The 18854-nt window shown below is 35.8% G+C and carries 16 protein-coding genes, 1 tRNA gene and 2 pseudogenes; 14 read left to right on the top strand and 5 right to left on the bottom strand.

Annotation, left to right across the window (positions count from 1 at the left end):
- The first annotated feature begins 21 nt into the window (after window positions 1-21).
- Entirely contained in the window at window positions 22-1668 is a 1647-nt protein-coding gene (locus OOK97_RS03725) for a hypothetical protein (RefSeq protein ID WP_264704913.1), read from the top strand.
- 177 nt (window positions 1669-1845) lie between these two features.
- Here OOK97_RS03725 and OOK97_RS03720 read toward each other — a convergent pair whose 3' ends face one another.
- The 3 genes from OOK97_RS03720 to OOK97_RS03710 form a co-directional block, all read right to left on the bottom strand.
- Complete coding sequence (locus OOK97_RS03720; protein WP_264704912.1) at window positions 1846-3117, bottom strand: M16 family metallopeptidase; 1272 nt, start codon at window positions 3115-3117, stop codon at window positions 1846-1848.
- Between the two features lies 1 nt (window position 3118).
- Complete coding sequence (locus OOK97_RS03715; RefSeq protein WP_264704911.1) at window positions 3119-3727, bottom strand: superoxide dismutase; 609 nt, start codon at window positions 3725-3727, stop codon at window positions 3119-3121.
- Between the two features lie 919 nt (window positions 3728-4646).
- Window positions 4647-4817, bottom strand: a complete 171-nt coding sequence (locus OOK97_RS03710) for a hypothetical protein (RefSeq protein ID WP_182320634.1) — start codon at window positions 4815-4817, stop codon at window positions 4647-4649.
- 228 nt (window positions 4818-5045) lie between these two features.
- On the opposite strand from OOK97_RS03710, the pseudogene OOK97_RS03705 reads away from it, so the two are divergent.
- The 10 genes and pseudogenes from OOK97_RS03705 (at window position 5046) to OOK97_RS03660 (ending at window position 13433) form a co-directional block, all read left to right on the top strand.
- Window positions 5046-5528: pseudogene (locus tag OOK97_RS03705) on the top strand (cytochrome ubiquinol oxidase subunit I).
- Window positions 5529-5836: 308 nt separating this feature from the next.
- Window positions 5837-6787, top strand: coding sequence for a cytochrome ubiquinol oxidase subunit I (locus OOK97_RS03700; RefSeq protein WP_264704910.1), 951 nt, complete (start codon window positions 5837-5839; stop codon window positions 6785-6787).
- A complete protein-coding gene (gene cydB, locus OOK97_RS03695) occupies window positions 6780-7802 on the top strand; it encodes a cytochrome d ubiquinol oxidase subunit II (protein ID WP_264705659.1) in 1023 nt (340 codons plus the stop codon). Before OOK97_RS03700 ends, cydB begins: the two co-directional genes overlap by 8 nt.
- Window positions 7803-7968: 166 nt before the next feature.
- Complete coding sequence (era, locus tag OOK97_RS03690) at window positions 7969-8853, top strand: GTPase Era (RefSeq protein WP_010082484.1); 885 nt, start codon at window positions 7969-7971, stop codon at window positions 8851-8853.
- Window positions 8846-9667 (top strand): 3'-5' exonuclease, encoded by an 822-nt coding sequence (locus OOK97_RS03685; protein WP_012673253.1) that lies wholly within the window; start codon window positions 8846-8848, stop codon window positions 9665-9667. Before era ends, OOK97_RS03685 begins: the two co-directional genes overlap by 8 nt.
- A 207-nt stretch (window positions 9668-9874) precedes the next feature.
- Window positions 9875-11848 (top strand): WD0745 family porin, encoded by a 1974-nt coding sequence (locus OOK97_RS03680; RefSeq protein ID WP_264704909.1) that lies wholly within the window; start codon window positions 9875-9877, stop codon window positions 11846-11848.
- A 112-nt stretch (window positions 11849-11960) separates the two neighbouring features.
- Window positions 11961-12185 (top strand): ParD-like family protein, encoded by a 225-nt coding sequence (locus tag OOK97_RS03675; RefSeq protein ID WP_264704908.1) that lies wholly within the window; start codon window positions 11961-11963, stop codon window positions 12183-12185.
- Window positions 12186-12217: 32 nt separating this feature from the next.
- Complete coding sequence (locus tag OOK97_RS03670) at window positions 12218-12460, top strand: type II toxin-antitoxin system RelE/ParE family toxin (RefSeq protein ID WP_264704907.1); 243 nt, start codon at window positions 12218-12220, stop codon at window positions 12458-12460.
- A gap of 48 nt (window positions 12461-12508) precedes the next feature.
- The gene (locus OOK97_RS03665) at window positions 12509-13315 is read left to right on the top strand and encodes a DUF2163 domain-containing protein (protein ID WP_264704906.1); all 807 of its coding nucleotides are present in this window, start codon (window positions 12509-12511) and stop codon (window positions 13313-13315) included.
- 31 nt (window positions 13316-13346) lie between these two features.
- A tRNA-Ser gene (locus tag OOK97_RS03660) sits at window positions 13347-13433 on the top strand.
- Window positions 13434-13539: 106 nt separating this feature from the next.
- On the opposite strand, the pseudogene OOK97_RS07610 reads toward OOK97_RS03660, so the two are convergent.
- Window positions 13540-14466 (bottom strand): annotated as a pseudogene (locus tag OOK97_RS07610) (IS5 family transposase).
- A gap of 359 nt (window positions 14467-14825) precedes the next feature.
- Here OOK97_RS07610 and OOK97_RS03645 point away from each other — a divergent pair.
- Genes OOK97_RS03645 through OOK97_RS03635 form a run of 3 tightly spaced genes read left to right on the top strand, consistent with a single transcriptional unit; the run spans window position 14826 to window position 18233 of the window.
- Window positions 14826-15935: an outer membrane protein assembly factor BamB family protein gene (locus OOK97_RS03645; RefSeq protein ID WP_264704905.1), complete on the top strand. Its 1110-nt coding sequence runs from the start codon at window positions 14826-14828 to the stop codon at window positions 15933-15935.
- On the top strand, window positions 15928-17307 hold the full coding sequence (gene lpdA / locus OOK97_RS03640) for a dihydrolipoyl dehydrogenase (RefSeq protein ID WP_264704904.1): 1380 nt from the start codon (window positions 15928-15930) through the stop codon (window positions 17305-17307). Before OOK97_RS03645 ends, lpdA begins: the two co-directional genes overlap by 8 nt.
- A 2-nt stretch (window positions 17308-17309) precedes the next feature.
- A complete protein-coding gene (locus tag OOK97_RS03635; RefSeq protein WP_264704903.1) occupies window positions 17310-18233 on the top strand; it encodes a tyrosine recombinase XerC in 924 nt (307 codons plus the stop codon).
- Here the strand turns inward: OOK97_RS03635 and OOK97_RS03630 are convergent.
- On the bottom strand, window positions 18178-18852 hold the full coding sequence (locus OOK97_RS03630) for a TomO hydrophobic C-terminal domain-containing protein (protein ID WP_264704902.1): 675 nt from the start codon (window positions 18850-18852) through the stop codon (window positions 18178-18180). The genes OOK97_RS03635 and OOK97_RS03630 overlap by 56 nt on opposite strands.
- Between the last annotated feature and the right edge of the window lie 2 nt (window positions 18853-18854).

The following is an 18854-nucleotide window of genomic DNA, read 5'->3' as shown; positions in this document are numbered from 1 at the left end:
TAAAAATTAAGAGGTAGAGGTATGGTTACAAAAAATAATGCCCTGTTAATATTTGACTTTGATAATACTATTACTAATGGGCATATGCATAATGCTTTCTCTAGAGGATATAAAAGTGATTTTGATTCTACTGAAGAGAATGCGGTGACTAATAACGACATAAAAAATTTTCTAGAAAATACAGACGGAATAAAAAATAAAGAGGGGTTAAAATCTGTACTGCAATCTGCGCTTTTAAGCGGAATGGAAGTTAACATTGCATCATACACAGGATATCCAAATGCTGTGAAAAGGGTTGTAGAAAATCATTTGAGCTTATCTAAGGAACAGGCAGACAGTGTTTCTGTGTTTGGCGGATTTCCAGCAGATTATGATACCCAGTTGCCAAGGTCAAATGTTAGAGAGCAACAAAGTCAAGTTGGAAAAAATTTACACATCTGTGAGGCAATTGTGAATTATAAGAACAATCACAATGGTCGGTTACCAAAAACTGTTATGTTGGTTGATGATAGTGTGGGTAACATAAAAAGAATTAATGAGTTCGTTGAATCAATGAGCAAAAGAAAGGGATGGCTTAAAGAAAATGGGCTGAGTGTTGAAGATATAAACAATATTAAATTTGAAGGCGTTCAAGTACCTAAAGAGGACAAAAATGTTGGTTATCTAGAAAGAGTACAGGAGTTTGTCAATGCTAACTTGGTACAAGAACCGATTTATGAAAATTTGAAGAAGGAAGAACCTATATACCAAAATCTTCAAGATATTCAGAGATCATTGTCTGAAACGGTACCAAAAGAACCTATATATCAGAACAATGAAAATCGACCACCATTGCCTCCTAAAAAAAGGAAATCAAGTGATGGTATGGTTGCTGATGGTGAGAATAAAAAACAAGATATTAAGGACATGTCGTCATCCGAAACACAAGCAAACCCAACACGCTCAAAACGTCATGCAATGATGCTTGACCCTCAGCAAATAGAACCTATACACCAGAATGCTGAAGAGCCACCACTAGGTAAAAAATACACACATATTCAAATCGTTTCCTTAGCACAGGAATTTAAGGCAATCAAAGCTTTTTTTAAAGATTGTGCTCAAAAAATAATAGATGCTATTTGCAATCTATTTAGAAAGGAAATAGTAACAAAAATCAAAGAGCAAGGCTATAGTGTGAGTAGTAAGGAAAGTGAAATTACTGTCAAAGGAGGTAAACCAATAGATGCTTCAAGAATAAACAAAGATATTATTGTCGAGTCCTTAGCTCAAATAATCGAGAAAAAAGAGAAAATTAAAGATCTTAACAATAATTATAAAGGCGACCAGCTGGAGCAAAACATATCAAAGTTATTGAACGCTGATTTGCAAAAGAAAGATATAAACTCAAACTATAATGATGGAGAGCCTATATTTCAGACTCGTGAAGAGGCATTGAACTATCCTCCGCAAAAGAAAGACACAAACTCAAACTCTGTGAGAGGAAACTATAATGATGGAGAGTCTATATTTCAGACCGTTCAAGAAGCACGGAGCTATCATCGGCAAAAGAAAGGTATAGACTCAAACCCTGTAAGCAAAAAACCACTTGCACCACCAGTACCTCCTAAAAATCATATGGAAAAGGCTATACAAAGCAAAAATACAGGTGGGATTGGAATAGGTAAGTGATTCATGTATAAAAGACAAGAGTTAACTGACAGAAGAATTAAAACTAATGTCAGACTCTTGTTTAATATATATAATTGCTTATATGTGTGGTTCATAGCATATTATTTCAACTTACATTTCTGTAATCACTGTGCTAAATTATATTGTAAAGCAGCCGAATCAATATAACAGAATACACTAAGCTTTAAGCATAGAAACCACTTTATCGTAACTTGGCAATGATTTAATTTCTCCAATTGCAGCTAGAGTGGTTTTTTCATGCTGAGATAACAATTCTTTTGCTGCTTTTTTTACGTTAGCAGTGGTAACTGCACTAATTTTTTCTATTAATTCATTTTTACTGATGTACCTATTATAGTTACCATAGTAGTGCCCCAATGTTTCAGCACGTGAGCTAACACTTTCGCGTGACATTAAAATTTGGGATTTTATTCGCTCTTTCACTCTATTTACTTCTTCTTCCCTCAGATTATCTGTAGACATCTTCTTCAACTCTGTCGTCATAGATTTTAAAAGCTTATCTAAGTTACTACTATCTGTGCCAGCAAAAATGGAAAACATTCCTGTATTAGTATAGCTGGAATTAAATGAATAAACAGAGTAAGCTAATCCCTGCTTTTCCCTTACTTCCTGGAATAAACGTGATGACATTCCGCTCCCTAATATAGAATCAAGCACTTGAAACGTGTGATATTTATCGTCATGGCGAGAAACACTAGGTAGACCAATTAGCAAGTGTACCTGATCTAATTTACGATGTTCTAAATACTCACCACCAGTACAGCTCGCATTTTGGCTTTTTTTCAGCTTTTTAGAATGAATCTTTGAGAGAAAATCTTTGGTTAATGCAACAACTTCTTCATGTTCAACATTTCCTGCAACGGCAAATAGCATATTCTCACCAAAGTAATGCTCATTTATGTAATTATCTAGATCTCCTCGAGTAAAAGATTTTACAGTATTTTGCGTGCCTAAGATTGACCTACCAAATGGTTGGTCTTTATAAGCTGCCTCAAAATATTTGTCGAAAATAATGTCACTTGGTGAATCATTAGTTTGAAAAATCTCTTGTATTACAACACCCTTCTCACGTTCCAATTCATCTTCTGGAAACGTGGAATTCATCAATATATCTATTAATATATCAATACCAGTTTTTATGTCTTTCTTGAGGACTTTTGCATAATAGGTGGTGCTTTCCCTACCGGTGCTAGCGTTGAAAACTCCACCTATGTCATCAAAAGCTTTTGCAATTTCAAAGGCAGTTCTCGTCTTTGTTCCTTTGAAAGCCATGTGTTCTAGAAAGTGGGATATTCCATTTTGATTTGCACTTTCCGCTCTACTGCCAACACCAACTCGTATACTTAAAGCTACAGAATCAATATCACGCACCTGCTCAGTTATTATGCGCAGACCATTATCTAATTTCGTTACCTGAGGTGTATTCATCTTATGTGTTCTTTTTTAAGTTCTCTTCTGCAAAATCCCAATTAATCAAATGATCAAGGAAAACTTTTATGTAGTCAATTCTACGGTTTTGACAATCTAAATAATAGGCGTGCTCCCACACATCCATAGTGAGTAGTGGCACTTGGCCATAAATTATTGGCAAATCTGCATTTGGAGTTTTGGTGATTTTGAGCTTTCCTTTTTCAAACACTAACCACACCCATCCACTACCAAACTGGCTTACTCCATAATTAGAGAATTCTTCATAAAATTTATCAAAGCCACCGATATCGTCCTGAATTTTTTTTGCTAAAAGACTACTATCTTTAGGCTTACCACCACCATTTTTTTTCATTGAGTTCCAATAAAAAGTGTGGTTCCAAACTTGTGCTGCGTTATTAAATATAGGCAAGTTGCCGCTATTACCATGCACTTTTGTTATTAATTCCTCAATTTTTACATGTTGATAATCCGTATTTTCAACTAGCTCGTTGAGTTTATTTAAATATCCTTTATGGTGCTTATCATAATGAAAATCCAAAGTTTTTGCAGATATGTAAGGCTCCAAAGCTGTTTTATCATATGGTAATTCAGGTAAAGTAAAACTCATGCCAACCTCTTTATTTTTGACCTACTTGGATGGTAGGGCAATATATGCTTTTATGCAACATATAATTAATAGCTAAAACATTTAGGTATCTATTGCATTATTCTAAATTATACTACAATAACGATTATTATATAAGCCATAGAAATGGATTAAATGCAAAAGTTACTTGACACCCTTCGCCAGCCCCCTTATCATGAAATTGAAGCTATTGTATTTGCTTTCGCCAATCTGCAGATTAAAAGGTAAGGATTACTTAATGTATCGGCGTCTTATGTTTAATTTTTTGCAGTATATAGATACTGTATGTCTTTACAAAACTTCATCTACATCTAGATTTTTATCTAAATAAGCTGAACGCGCTTATAAAGCGTTACAAGACATCAAAAAATGCCAATACTCGACAGAGATAGTAAAAGACTAGCTAATTCGGGGATTCTTTGTCTTTTTTTCTGCTTAGTAAATTTCTTAAACATTTGCAGCGTAGGTTAGTTGCAATTAAAAGCAGCTGAATTTCGCTTGTCAAGCGTTTAAAACATAAAAAACGCCAATATTTTAAAGCGGATAATAACCCCAGGGCTTCTTTTGCCTTTTTTTTCATTTGGTAAATTTCTTAATATTTGTAGCTAACATGAAGCTAAGTACGAACTTTGTTAAACACAACAAATGGTTTCATCCCAGTGCTCCTTTTTTTGTCATCCAAGTAGCTGACACTGGGATCTATTTTGCATGTAACTCCAATTGTGTTTTGGCATAAAACGCGACGTGTATTAGACTTATTTGCAAGCAAAGCTTGCTAGATCCCAGTGTCAGCTACTTGGATGACACTATATAGGCTACTTAGAGGACCCAAAAAGGGTGTCATCCCAGTGCTTGACACTGGGATCCAGCCTTGCCGTAATCTCATCAAGAACGTTGTGTTTTAACATAAAACGGCTACTTTTATGCTTACCAACTTAATAAAATTCCTGGATCCCAGTGTCAAGCACTGGGATGACATCATAGGGACACTGGAATGACACCATAGGGGCACTGCCGTCATAAAGGAACCAGTGTCAGCTACTTGGATGACAGCTAGCCTAACAACCGTCATCCCGCTACTTGTTAGCGGGATCTGGAGATACCGTGACGGTATGACAAGGAAGAACAGTTGCATTCCTGCACAATTTATTCTCATGACAAAAACGTCTTAACTTTTTCTCTACTTTTTCTGGGCAAGGTCACTAATTGACATGGTATCTTGTTAAAATATTTTTTGAAAAAATGGATTGAATTATAGGTAGATTTGGCTATTATTTGTAATACATGGGTATTGGATAAAATGTTTGAATTTAGTTCTGTGCTGCTAGCTCGAATTCAGTTTGCCTTCACAATAGGCTTTCACATTATATTTCCTGCTTTCACGATCGGGCTTGCAAGTTTTCTAACCTTTTTGGAATGGTGTTGGCTTAAGACTGGTGATACACGTTTCCGTGATGTTTATAAATTCTGAATCAAGATTTTTGCCGTTGCTTTTGGCATGGGAGTGGTATCTGGAGTTGTAATGTCATATCAACTTGGTACCAATTGGTCGATTTTTTCTGACCGCATAGCCAATGTTCTTGGCCCTCTATTTTCCTTTGAGGTTTTAACAGCCTTTTTTCTGGAGGCATCTTTTTTGAGTATTATGCTATTTGGATGGAATAGAGTAAGTTCTCGTATGCACTTTGCTTCTACTTGTATTGTTGCAGTGGGAACGCTTATTTCAGCTTTTTGGATTATTGCGGCCAACAGTTGGATGGCTTTGTTGCATCGCTACTTATGAAAGGCTAACTATAGTTAGGATTATAAGTAACCTATTGAAAATCTTGTTTTTTTGCAATCAATCTGATCAAATTTAAGAATAGTAATTTATTATTTACATTAATAAATTTAATTCTATTGAAAATAGCTAAAGCATTGAAATTCTTGAATTTTAGCCGGATTAGTGAGTGGTAGTGAAATTTCTTTTACTCAAATTTAGGTATTCACTGACCGTTCTTGTTATAAATACCAGAATAATAAGCTACTGATATTCTCCATCTTTTTTATCTTTAATCCATCATAGCTAGCGATGCAACAAAGCCCAGTTGGATGCAAACACCCGCTGGATTCACGATTGGTGAGAATGGTCTCCTATATCCAACCAATTGGTTAGAGATTATTTTTAATCCTTCTTTCCCTTATCGCTTTATTCATATGGTAACAGCAGCCTATCTTACAACAGCTTTTGTGGTTGGTGGTGTAGGAGCATTTTATCTTTGGAGAAAACGACATGCTCCTCAAGCAAGAATTATGCTTGGTATGGCAACCATTATGGTAGCTTTAGCTGCACCATTTCAGCTGTTCATGGGGAATAGGCATGGATTAAATACACTAAAGCATCAACCTGCTAAGATTGCTGCAATGGAAGGTATATGGGAAACCGAAAAAGGGGCTGGCTTACTTTTGTTTGCTTATCCGGATCAGCAAAATGAAATTAATCACTACGAGATAAAAATTCCTAATCTTGCCAGCTTGATCTTAACACATGATTTTTTAGGAGAAGTAAAAGGATTAAAGGAATGGAAAAAAGAAGATAGACCACCTGTAGTATGGGTATTCTGGTCCTTCCGTATAATGGTTGGAGTTGGAATTTTAATGATCATAATTGGGTTAGTAAGTGTTATACAGTATCTTCGTGGCAAATTATTCCAAAGTTGTTTCTTACATGGATGGTGGATATCAATGATGCCGTCTGGGTTCATAGCGTTACTTGCAGGTTGGTTCACTACTGAAATTGGTCGTCAACCTTACACTGTATATGGAATTATGCGCACAATTGAATCATTTTCACCTGCGATTACCGGTCCTCAGGTTGCATGGTCTTTGATTGCATTTATCGTTATGTATACCCTTATATTTGGAGCAGGCAGTTACTATATCCTGAAACTTATATACAAAGGAATTCCTGTCATTAAAGAAGAAGAGCAATTTTATAAACACGGTATTGGAGCTTCAGTGATTGATGCTGGTACATCTGGAAAGGGCAACAATCATGTTTGATTTTTCTTCCTTAATTAATTTACCCCTAATCTGGGGATTACTAATTGCCATAGCTGTTTTACTGTATATTTTAATGGATGGGTTTGATTTAGGTATTGGTATTTTACTTCCTTTTGCACCGTCAGATAAATGCCGTGATCACATGATAAGCTCAATTGCACCATTTTGGGATGGAAACGAAACATGGTTGGTACTAGGTGGTGGAGGGTTGTTTGCTGCTTTTCCTCTTGCATATTCAATATTAATGCCTGCTTTTTATATTCCAATCATTATTATGCTGCTTGGCCTTATAGTGCGCGGAGTATCCTTTGAGTTTCGTTTTAAGGCAGAAGGAAAATACAGGCAATTATGGGATTATGCCTTTCATTTTGGGTCACTTGGTGCTGCATTTTGCCAGGGCATGATTTTAGGCGCATTTATACATGGTGTAGAAGTAAACGGACGCAACTTTTCTGGTGGCCAATTTGATTGGGCAAGTGCTTTTAGTGTAATGACAGGCGTTGCTGTGATATTTGGATATGCACTTTTAGGTTCTACATGGCTCATAATGAAGACAGAAAATATAACACAAGAATGGGCACGCAAGGTTGCTTCTTATACGCTTGGTTTTGTAGGTATTTTCATGGGACTAGTGAGTGTAGTGACACCATTTTTAAATGAACGTATTAAAAACTTTTGGTTTAGTATGCCAAATTTTTATTATTTATTTTCTATTCCATTACTCACATCTTGGCTATTTTTCATGCTGTGGTTTGATCTTCAGAATACTAAACGGGAGTACCGTCCATTCTTTCTCAGTATTGCTATTTTTTTTATGGGATATTTAGGTTTAGGAATTAGTATCTACCCATGGATTATACCTTTTCAATATACCATTCTGGATGCAGCTGCTTCTGGGCCAAGTTTATCTTTAATGCTCATTATTATAATACCGCTTTTACCAATCATTTTAACTTACACTGGTTATTGCTATTATGTCTTTCGTGGAAAATCAAATTATGAACACACATATTAAGGAGTTAGTGACCTTATGGTTAAAACGTTACCCTTAAATCAAGCAGTCGTTCTGGCAATGGCGTCAACTTAAGAGCCTTCATTAGCAAATCCTCCTATGGATTTTCTGACTTCTTGTCATATAAGTAGCTTGACGCTGACATTCAGTTTTCTTTATAATTTTCTTTGTGAAAGAACAAAAATGCTTATTTGTAACGATAGCTGGCTTACCAAATGCTGGGAAGTCTACATTAATTAACAGCATCATAGGCAAGAAAATTGCAATTGTCACCCCTAAAGTGCAAACAACAAGGACGCAAATAAGGGGTGTTGCAACATGCAACAACACACAAATTGTCTTTACTGACTCCCCAGGAATTTTCTCAGCAGAAACAAAACTTGAAAAAGCTTTAGTCAAATCTGCATGGTCGGCAGTTAAGGATAGTGACATCACTTTGTTGCTTGTTGATGTAAGCAATTATTTGAAAAATATAGAAAGAATTAAGACTATATTTATGCGGCTGCAGCGCACAAAAGGCAGATGCATTTTGGTTATCAATAAAACTGATTTGGTAAAAAGGCCTGAATTAAAGATGGCGCATGAGCATCTGAATTTGCTTTATAAATTTGAAAAGGTTTTTATGATATCAGCATTAAAGAATGATGGACTTTCTGATTTGATGAATTACTTGTCTGAAGTTGCATCGGTGAGCCCCTGGTTTTATGAAGAAGATCAAATAACCGATTCCTCGACAAATTTTTTATCAGCAGAAATTACGAGAGAAAAATTATTCTTGAACTTGCGTGAAGAATTGCCATACTCTACAGCTGTTATAACTGAACAATTTGAGGAAAAAAAAGATAAGAGTTTAGTCATCAAACAGATCATATTTGTGTTGAAAGATAGTCATAAAAAAATAGTACTAGGAAAAGATGGCAGTAATATTAAAAAAATTAATATCGAAGCGCGTGCTGAACTAGAAAAATTATTTGAGTGCAAGGTACACCTCTTTTTATTTGTGAAAGTGCGACCTTGGATCGACCGTCCGGAGGAGTATATAGGCAATGCTTAATTCTTTATTGGTATTTGATATTGAAACTATACCAGATGTAAATTCCTGCAAAAATTTACTCAATATTAGTGATGATAGTAGTGTAGAAGAGAAGAGGGATGCATTAACAAAATATCATCTTGAAATAACAAACGGGCAAAACTCTTTTCTGCGTCAGCCTTTTCACCTTGTTGTAGTTATTAGTTTTTTACTTTGCAATATAAGCTACCAGAGTGGTTATGAGGTGTTCACACTGCAAGAAATAAGATCTGGAGGCACACTAAATTCCAGTGAAAAGGAGCTAGTGAAAGGATTTTTTAACTACATATCAGAGAAAAAGCCAAGATTAGTTTCGTTCAACGGACGCACTTTTGATATACCAGTGCTGAAGTATCGTGCTATGGTCCATGGCATTCAAGCAGAATATTTTCATAAAGCTGGCGATAAGTGGAATAGTTACAATCAGAGATATAGCAGTGATTGGCATTGTGATTTGCTTGAATCCCTCTCTGATTTTGGAGCTTCTGCGAGAGTAAAAATGAACGAAGTTTGTGCAGCATTTAATCTTCCTGGTAAGATTGGAGTTGATGGGTCACAAGTTATGGGCTTATACGATAGCGGCAAGATACAAGAGATTCGAGATTATTGTGAAACAGATGTAATTAACACTTATTTGATTTACTTAAGGTTCATGCATCATCAGGGAAGGATTACTACTGAAAGCTACAACAAAAGTGTGGAAGAGCTACTTTTAGAGTGCGAAAAAAAAGAATACCTAAAGAAATTTAAAGAAGAATGGCAAATAACTTGTGGTGGAAAAATTTTACTTCCATAGAATAAATAGTCGAGTTATAATGCACTAACAAGCAAACCTCTGTACTAAATTTTGGTTAATATACACGTTGAGCATATTAAGAAAGTTGCTTTTAAGGTATTGCATTTTACTTTTATTTTCGTTATAAGGTTGCTTTAAGTTGAATTTTCAACATTTTTATACTATTTACATTTAAGATATGATTTCGAAATTTTTTGGGGGCACTTCATGAAAAAGTCTATGTATACTAGAACTGCTCTAGTTTCTTTATTAACTTTATGTTCTTTCAGCAGTTTTGCAGCTGACTTTCCTGATGAGAGTATGAAGGAAATAAAAAAGCAAGAGAGCACAAAAACTTCTGGAAAAACAGAAGTTATGAAAACATCAAATAAAAAACTGAAAGAAAAGATGGACAGAATATGTAATGCTGATCCAAGAAAAAAAGCTGAAGAGCTTAAGAAAAAAGAGGAGCTAAGATTAGCAGCCGAGCAGAAGAAAAAAGAGGAGATCAGGCTAGCAAATGAGAAAAAAGCAAAGCTTATAGAGGATTCAAAAGCGAAAGCTCTAAACGCTAAGAATTCTAATATAGAAAAAGGTAAAGTTTCAAAAACTAAGAGTTCTAAAACTAAGAATGCTAAAGTTGAAGCTAAAGATGTAAAGAAGGATGTAAAAGTTGTTAATCAAAATACAGAGAAAAAAGGTAAGGCAGATGCTGTTGTCTCAGTTGGTGGTGTTGATATTATCGATACCAATCAAGGGCAAAGTAATTTAAGAATAACTTTTGGTGGTGTTGTTGATTCTCAAGGTCATGGTAAGCCTGGAATCATTGGTGATGGGCGTTATAACATTATGCCAGGGAAATCTACAGATTATTTTAACAATGTTCAAAATGAGATAAAGGGAGCAAATCCAGTATTTCCTAAAGGAATAGGGAATATCGGCGATTATAGCGAAAATATGGGTATGATTTCGGATGCAATGTTGCACCTCAGAGCAGAAAATAAAAATGAAGATTTAGGTCTTCTCTATGGTGCTGACGTGCAGTTTCATGTTCCAGTGACCGAAGGTAAGGGAGCATCACAAGGTGTGAATGCTGCAAGGGGCAGAAGTGCACATGTATTTTTGAGTTCAAAATATGGTGACGTGAAGCTTGGTTACCAATTTGGTCCTGAGGCTCTGATGAGACTTGATGCAACAAGAATTGCAACTGTCGATGGTGCTGCAGATAGCGACTGGTTCAGAAAAGTGAATTTAGAAGGAAGTGCCGCAAATTTTCCATTTTACGTAACACCACGTCTTTACACTGAAAGCTTCTCGAGCGAGAGTGAAAAACTCTCCTTCCGTATGGCAGGGAAATACAACAAAGATGTTATGACTACACTGCCGTTTAGAGTTGCTTACTACTCACCAAATTATATGGGTGCAAGGTTTGGTGTTAGCTATTCACCTCGCTATGATAGTGGTTTATCCGTTGTAAAAGAAATAGCTCCAGATCTTCTCAAAGATTCAAATGGTAAGGTAACGGGGGTAAAACATGAGGAGACGCTAAGACATGTTGGGCCAGACTATGAGCACATAGTAAGCGCTGGTGCATCATATGAATATGACTTTAGTAAACATAACATAAAAGTTAAAACTTCTGTGGTTGGTGAGTATGGTCAAGCAAAAGAACCAAATAAAGGTAAGCATCTTTATAAGGAGTTTGTAGAGTACAATAACCTTATGGGTGTTAATTTGGGTGTAAGCGCTGATTATAAGATTAATGAAGATCAAGGCGTAAAATTTGCTGCCTCTTTTGCATATTTGGGCAAATCTGGTCAACCGAAGAGTATTAAGGAATATGACCCTACTTTAAAAGAGTATAAAGATACTACTGATACTGTTAGAAAAAATGGCTTAACACAATTTAATAAAGAGGATACAATGTATTGGACTGTAGGAGCTGGTTATCAACATGAGAATATCTACACAAGCTTAACATACTTTGGCAGTAAAATGAATGATGGAGATATGCTTCACGATGGTGCACTTGGCGTTCAATATGATCTTTCTCCTGCATGCAGTAAGAGCAAATTTGTTCCTTATGCAGCCTTACATTATTTTATGACTGATGAAAAAGGTGCGCTGAAAGATCAAAAGGGTACTGATGTACCTTCTAACCAAGGAATTCTTCTACTTACTGGTGTGAAGTTTTCTTTCTAACCAGCCAGTACACACCACAGTTTAATGTGGTGTGTATTTCCAGATGAAAATTATTTATATTGAAAAAGTTTCCAATATATGGTATAATAGCTAAAGTGGAACTAATGATATCATGGGTATAACAGTAAATCTTGATGGAGAATTTGAGAGAATAGTACAGTCTCATTCCATGTTACAAAATCGTTCCGTACCACAACAAATCGAGCATTGGGCTAAAGTTGGTCAGATTGTTGAAGATAACCCTGAGCTAAGCTATAACATCATTAAAGAAATCCTTTCAGGCATCGAGGATGCAAAATCAGGTGATGTTGAGGAGTATAAATCTACAAAATTTTGAAGGTTCTTCTCACCAACACTTTTAAGCGGTCAATGAAAAAGCTGCATAACAGTCAACTACCTAAACTTGAAGAAGCTATCAAGCAAATTCAAGATAATCCATGTATCGGAGAACTAAAGTCAGGTGACCTTGCAGGTGTTCGTGTATACAAATTCTCTATTTTTAATCAACTTACTTTGTTAGCTTATTTTTATAATGAACAAAATAATGAATTAACACTTCTTGCCCTTGTTCCACATGAGAATTTTTATAGAGATCTGAAGAAGCGAGTTTAGTCAACATAGCAGCCGTTTCTTTTCTACCATTATTTATAGGAGGCCCCTATGCAAACCACACTAAAAAATCATTTAGCTGGAGAATTACTTACCACTGCTACGTGCTGGAAATTAACGCTTGCAGGTGGAGAAGTAATGGGATTCACTGACTATGATGAAGATTTAAATATTGATAATATACTCTATAAATCTTCAAGTGGATTTACAGCCAGTAGTATAATATTAAACAGCGATTTAAAAACTGATAATCTAGAAATTGAAGGGATATTAAATAGTGGTGATATTAAAGAAGAAGATGTTTTATCAGGAAAGTACGATTTTGCAAATATTGAGATATTTCTTGTGAATTATAAAGACTTGACCCAGGGGACAATGAATCTACATTCAGGAATTTTTGGTAAAGTGACATTAAGTAGTGGAAGATTTATTGTTGAAATTAGAGGGCTCTCAGCAAAGCTTGAGAGAAGCATAGCAGAATTATACTCTCCTGCATGCAGAGCACAATTTTGCGATGATAAATGTAAAGCCGATACTAAAAAATTTAGTAAAATAAGTACAATCACTAAAGTAATAGATGAAAGAAGATTTGAAGACACGAATTTAACTGAGAGTGATGAATATTATAAGCACGGAGTAGTGAAATTCTTTGGCTCAACAGCGTTTGAAGGTGTAGTAAAAGAATATAAAAATAAAGTAGTTACGTTGTTTACTTCGCCTCCATACCAAATTTCTGCTGGAGATAAATATTCAATACTTGCAGGTTGCGATAAAACATTTCCAACTTGCAGAAGCAAGTTTAACAATACTGTGAATTTTCGTGGTGAACCCTATATACCAGGTTTTTATATTGTTTAGCAGTACAATTTTCAATATTATGAATAAGCATGGAAAGGTGGCTGAGTGGTCTAAAGCACACGCTTGGAAAGCGTGCACATATGAAAATATGTCGGGGGTTCGAATCCCCCCTTTTCCGTATGTTACTTCTAGAATAGTATAAAACCCCCGGTCGCGCACACAACTGTACGAACATTGTAATATGGTACAATGTTACAACTATGCGGTGGTAATTTACGATAAATTCATGTAGCCATTTCAAATTTAGCCATACCAATGTCAGTAAATTGATTAAGCAAATAACACTTGAGTAGCAGTTCCTTCCCACGATTAATTTCAGATTTGTTCCGAAAATTAAACCCGAATGTTTGTTTCAGTCGCGAGAAAAAACTTTCTACATAAGATCTTTTTCCGTAGTTTGTTTGCCTTTTCCACCTCTTCATTCCATCTTCGCTGTATGACTTTATTAGTCTAATTGCAGCATTTCTCTCTGCCATACTTTGGATGCTCTGCTGCATTGTTTTTTTGGAGGAATTTTTGTCTTTATGCCGCATTCATCACACAATTTATAGAGTTTATGTCTGTCATATGCTCTGTCTGCATATAGTGCTTTTATGGCATGCTGAAAATTAACTCCTTTAAGTAAATCGCAAGCTCCATAGTGATCAGACCGTTACTGTATTCTGCAGCTATGGCTTTTTTGCTGTTTATATTCAACATTACATGCAATTTTCTTGTCTGTTCATAGCCACGATATTTTCTGTCAGCGCTATTTTCCTTGCTGTGTGTTGTTATAAATGCTGATGCTTGTGCTATCTATGGCAATTTCGATATCTTCCATATTATTTTTATCAATTCTGCAATCATTGATCTTAATATTAAGTTTTTTTTGAAGCTTGCGAATAGCTGATAACTGCCAAATCTCTTCCTATTTGTTGCAAATATCCTTTTATAAACCCGACTGTTTGTCTTAAGCCAATTCTAAAAAGATTAACGATTATATGCACTAAAATCACAACTTTATCACTATAAATATAGTTGCCGCCCTGCATTTTTGGACTATTTTCATACCAATTTTCGATAGCTTTATCGATGTAACGAAAAATATTTCCTCTTTTTTCTAGAAATTTGTTATATTCATGGCAGTTACTAACTCTCATTTTTTGTGGCATATTTTTCCTTAAGCGGTTAAATGGCTATTTTATAATGAATTTTGTCAGTAGCCACCAGATTTTTTCAGTTGCGATGCAACAGAGCCATCCCAGTGTCAAGCACTGGGATGACAGGAAAAGAGGCTATTTGGATGACATCTTTCTTCTTGGTATAAATTACTTTTATATCTCAATGTTCGTACAGCTATGCACGTTGCCGCATAGTGGATGAGGTGTACTACCTCTAAGAGTATACATTATCTCACATAATAATATAATATTTCGTTCATAAATCAACGTTTTTAACATGCAGCAAGAACATTTCCGTTGTAATTAAGGTTCTTAAGATGTATATTAATGAATCTTGTTTTCAATAAATAATGAAAGTAATAATTGTCATGATAATGTTATTGTGTAGCAGTTACACAATGGCAAGCGAGAGAATAAGTCTAGTGGATAAAAAACTATCTCAAGGATATGTAGCTCCAGTGCTTACAGAAGATAGCGTTATTTTATCAGATAAGCACGGCGCTTTATATTCCTTTGATATTGATAACTCAAAGGCTATGAATTGGAAATTACACCTCTCACACAGAAAAAAAATTAGTAACATGAGCCTATTGCGTCACAGAGGAAACGTTTTCTTTATAGTGGATAACGTTCTACACACAATAGATGCAAAAACCGGCGAGATTCAGTGGGAAAAAGAATTGAGAGCTCCAGTAAGAGGGAAAGCAGCAGTAATAAACAATAAATTGGTAGTATTGACTATTGATAATTATCTGTACGTGTTTGATATAAAAGATGGCAGCTCCGTTTGGGCTTATCAAAACGGTATCAATGAGGTTCGAGGTTTGTATTCCATATCGCCAGCAATTTCTAATGATAAAATAATAGCACCATTTTCAAATGGTGAGTTAATAGCTTTTAATGAAGACGGTAAAAAATTGTGGAGCCAAAAATTGGCTACAAACCTTTTGGATACACAGCTCACAGATGTAACTACTACACCGAGAGTGCTTGGCGATACTTTAATAGCTACAAACAATTCTTATATTTATGGTATTGACGTAAAATCAGGGAATATTTTATGGTCAAAGTCACTGCAAGTAAAAAGTGTATCAGACATTGAATCATATTACAGTCCTCTTATTCCTGCAGAGAAACAAAAGGAAGGCGGAAGAATTTTTATAGTTACTAAAGACGATAAAATAATTGGCCTGGATATAAAAAATGGAGAAACAGTCTGGGCATCTGATTTAATAGAAAATACGCAATTGTTTGCTCCAATTATGCATGCCCATACACTGTGGGTGACAAGCAATAAAGGTTCAATGTTTGCTTTTCCGGGATCTGAAAGTGCAGGAAAGGTAGTCAAAGTACCTGGTAATGTGTTTCACACTCCAGTGTTTACTCGCAATAAGATATATGTAACAACTGAGGGAAAAGGTGTTTATTCTTTAGAAAATAGGTTTGTTCTTTATGATTGATTATGACTTGATTGTTATAGGTGGTGGCCCAGGAGGCTATAAGTGTGCTATCGCTGCTGCAAAACTTGGATTGAAAGTTGCCTGCATAGATAAAAATAGCATTTTTGGTGGCACATGCCTCAGAGTTGGGTGCATACCCTCCAAAGCATTGCTCCATTCTTCCTATCAGTATGCTCACACGAAAAATGATCTGTCGAAGCTTGGCATAAAAATTAAGGACGCAAGTTTCGATTTAAAAGAAATGCTAGGCTATAAGGACGCCAGAGTTCAGGAACTTGGAAAAGGTATAGAATATCTGTTTAACCTTCACAAAATCACTAAAATCAATGGGCTTGCTTCTTTTGACCAAGGTAATCTTGAAGTTTCAGTTGAAGAAAAGACGTTAAAGGCAAAAAATATAGTAATTGCAACCGGTTCTGACGTTATTTCTTTGCCAGGAATTAATATCGATGAGAAAAGTATTATTTCATCAACTGGTGCATTATCTTTAACTGAAGTACCAAAAAAACTTGTCGTAATCGGAGCTGGGGCAATAGGGCTTGAAATGTCTTCTGTATGGAGCAGGCTAGGGTCTGAAGTCACTGTAGTAGAATTTTTTGACAGAATCGCTGCAGCAATGGATGGAGAATTAAGTAAGTCTCTACTTTCTAGTCTACAAAAACAAGGAATAAAATTTTTACTTAGCACTAAAGTTGAGGAGATAAAACAAAGTAGTAATTCTTTGAGTGTGAAAGTTTGCTCTGTAAAAGATAATCAAACAAACACTATAGAGGCGGATAAGGTATTGGTGGCAGCAGGACGCAAACCATGCACTGAGAATCTTGGTATTGATGAAAAAATAGAAAAAGATAATCGCGGTTTCGTTCAAGTTAACAACAGATATGAAACTAATGTGAAAGGAATATTTGCTATTGGTGATGTGATCGGTGGAGCAATGCTTGCTCATAAAGCAGAGGAAGAAGGGGTAGCAGTTGCAGAGATAATCGCTGGGCAAGTACCTCACGTTGATTATGGAATCATACCATCTGTCATTTACACTCACCCTGCGGTTTCCTCGATTGGTAAAACAGAAGAGGAACTCAAAAATGCTGGCCGTGAATACAAAGTGGGTAAGTGTCAATTTGCTGCAAACGGCAGAGCAAAAATCACTGATGATGCTGAAGGATTCGTGAAAGTGCTGACTTGTAGCAGAGCAGATACAATACTAGGTGTGCATATCATAGGAGCATACGCTGATACGCTAATCAATGAAGCAGCGGTTGCAATGGCATATGGCGCAGCAGCAGAGGATATATACAGAATTTGTCACTCTCATCCTGATATAAATGAAGCCTTTCGAGATGCGTGCATCGATGCTTTCTTTAAAAAATAATTGTGGACCTCGGTTCGATCATTGAAAAATGGTATGAGTGGCTGAGGTGCAACAGATCTTATTCACCAAACACTTTGGAATCATACATAAGGGACTTGAAGGATCTTATAAGTTTCCTAAATACTCACATTGGTGGAGAAGTAAATGTTGGTACTCTGAAAAATTTAAGCATACCTGAGTTAAGAAGTTGGCTTACCTCTCGTTACGCAAGAGGTGTAAACGCAAGATCCAACACTCGAGCACTCTCAGTAATCAGAAATTTCTTCAAGTACATAAAAAATAACCACAATATAGACAATGAAGCTGTATTTTCCTTATCAAGGCCAATTCAGAGAAGAACTCTGCCCAAAGCATTATCAATACCTAATATAAAAACTTTATTGAAAGAAATGAAACTATCCGACCTGGGTGAACCTTGGGTGGTAAAAAGAGAAATTGCAATTATCGTCCTGCTATATGGTACAGGCTTAAGAATCAGTGAAGCGTTGAACCTTAGGGTTAGTGATATTAACAATGAAAGTTTAATAGTAACAGGTAAGGGAGATAAACAAAGGCAGGTATTCATTCTCCCAGTAGTAAAAAAATGTATACAAGAATATGTAAAAGCCTGTCCTTACCTTGATGAAGCACAACATCTTTTTGTAGGAGTAAGAGGAAAAAAATTGGGAAGAACTTATGTCGCTAATCGTTTGCAGAAAATAAGGAGAATGTTAAATTTACCAGAAATTTTATCTCCACATGCATTTCGTCATAGTTTTGCTACTCATTTGCTTCAGGAAGATATTGACATAAGATCAATACAACAACTGCTTGGTCATTCGAGTCTTGAGACCACTCAAGTTTACACTCACCTCAATTATCAAGATGTTTTTAATATGTATAAGAATTTTCAGCAGAGCTTGGAGAAAAAGTCAAAACCCTTGTAACTTGAGGATTATCTGTGGCACTACCAGGTCCTATGTCTTTTTCATCTCCTTTGTATAAAAAATATCCTACTAAAAGAAGAACAAGTGCAACTGCTGCAAGACAAGCACCTATTACTGGATAACCGTATAAAACTGCTAAACATGCACCAACAGCAAACGCTCCAGACAACACAAAAGAAGCAGAAGCGTAGTTGCTTTGTTTTTTACCAGGAGAAATTGCTCGTGAGGGTTTTTCGTTTTTATTACTCAGACTTCTAGTACGGAGCAGTCTATTTTCTGATGAAAGCTTATCTCTTTCTTCCCTTACTTGTTTCAAATCTCTTTTTAATTGTGAAATTTCGACAGTGTCGCTTGCTCTTCCACACACAATTCTTTTAAGTTGAATTACTTCACTATTTAGATCATCAATCTTCGTTTGTTGATTTAATTTCCCTTGTTCTGCTTGTTTCAAATCTCTTTCTAATTGTGAAATTTTGTTAATGCCTCTCGTTCTTTCGCGTACGACCCTATCCAGCTCTCGTTCTTTTTCTATGAGTTGAGCTTTCGTTCTTTCAAGTTCACCTTTAAGTTCTTGTATGACTTGCTCAGAACCTACCGGTATATCATTCGTACTTGCCAAAG

The sequence above is a fragment of the Wolbachia endosymbiont (group A) of Gymnosoma rotundatum genome (assembly GCF_947250765.1).
Classification (GTDB): Bacteria; Pseudomonadota; Alphaproteobacteria; order Rickettsiales; family Anaplasmataceae; genus Wolbachia; species Wolbachia pipientis.
Note: the sequence above shows the minus strand (reverse complement) of the source record. Positions and strands in the feature narration are given on the sequence as shown.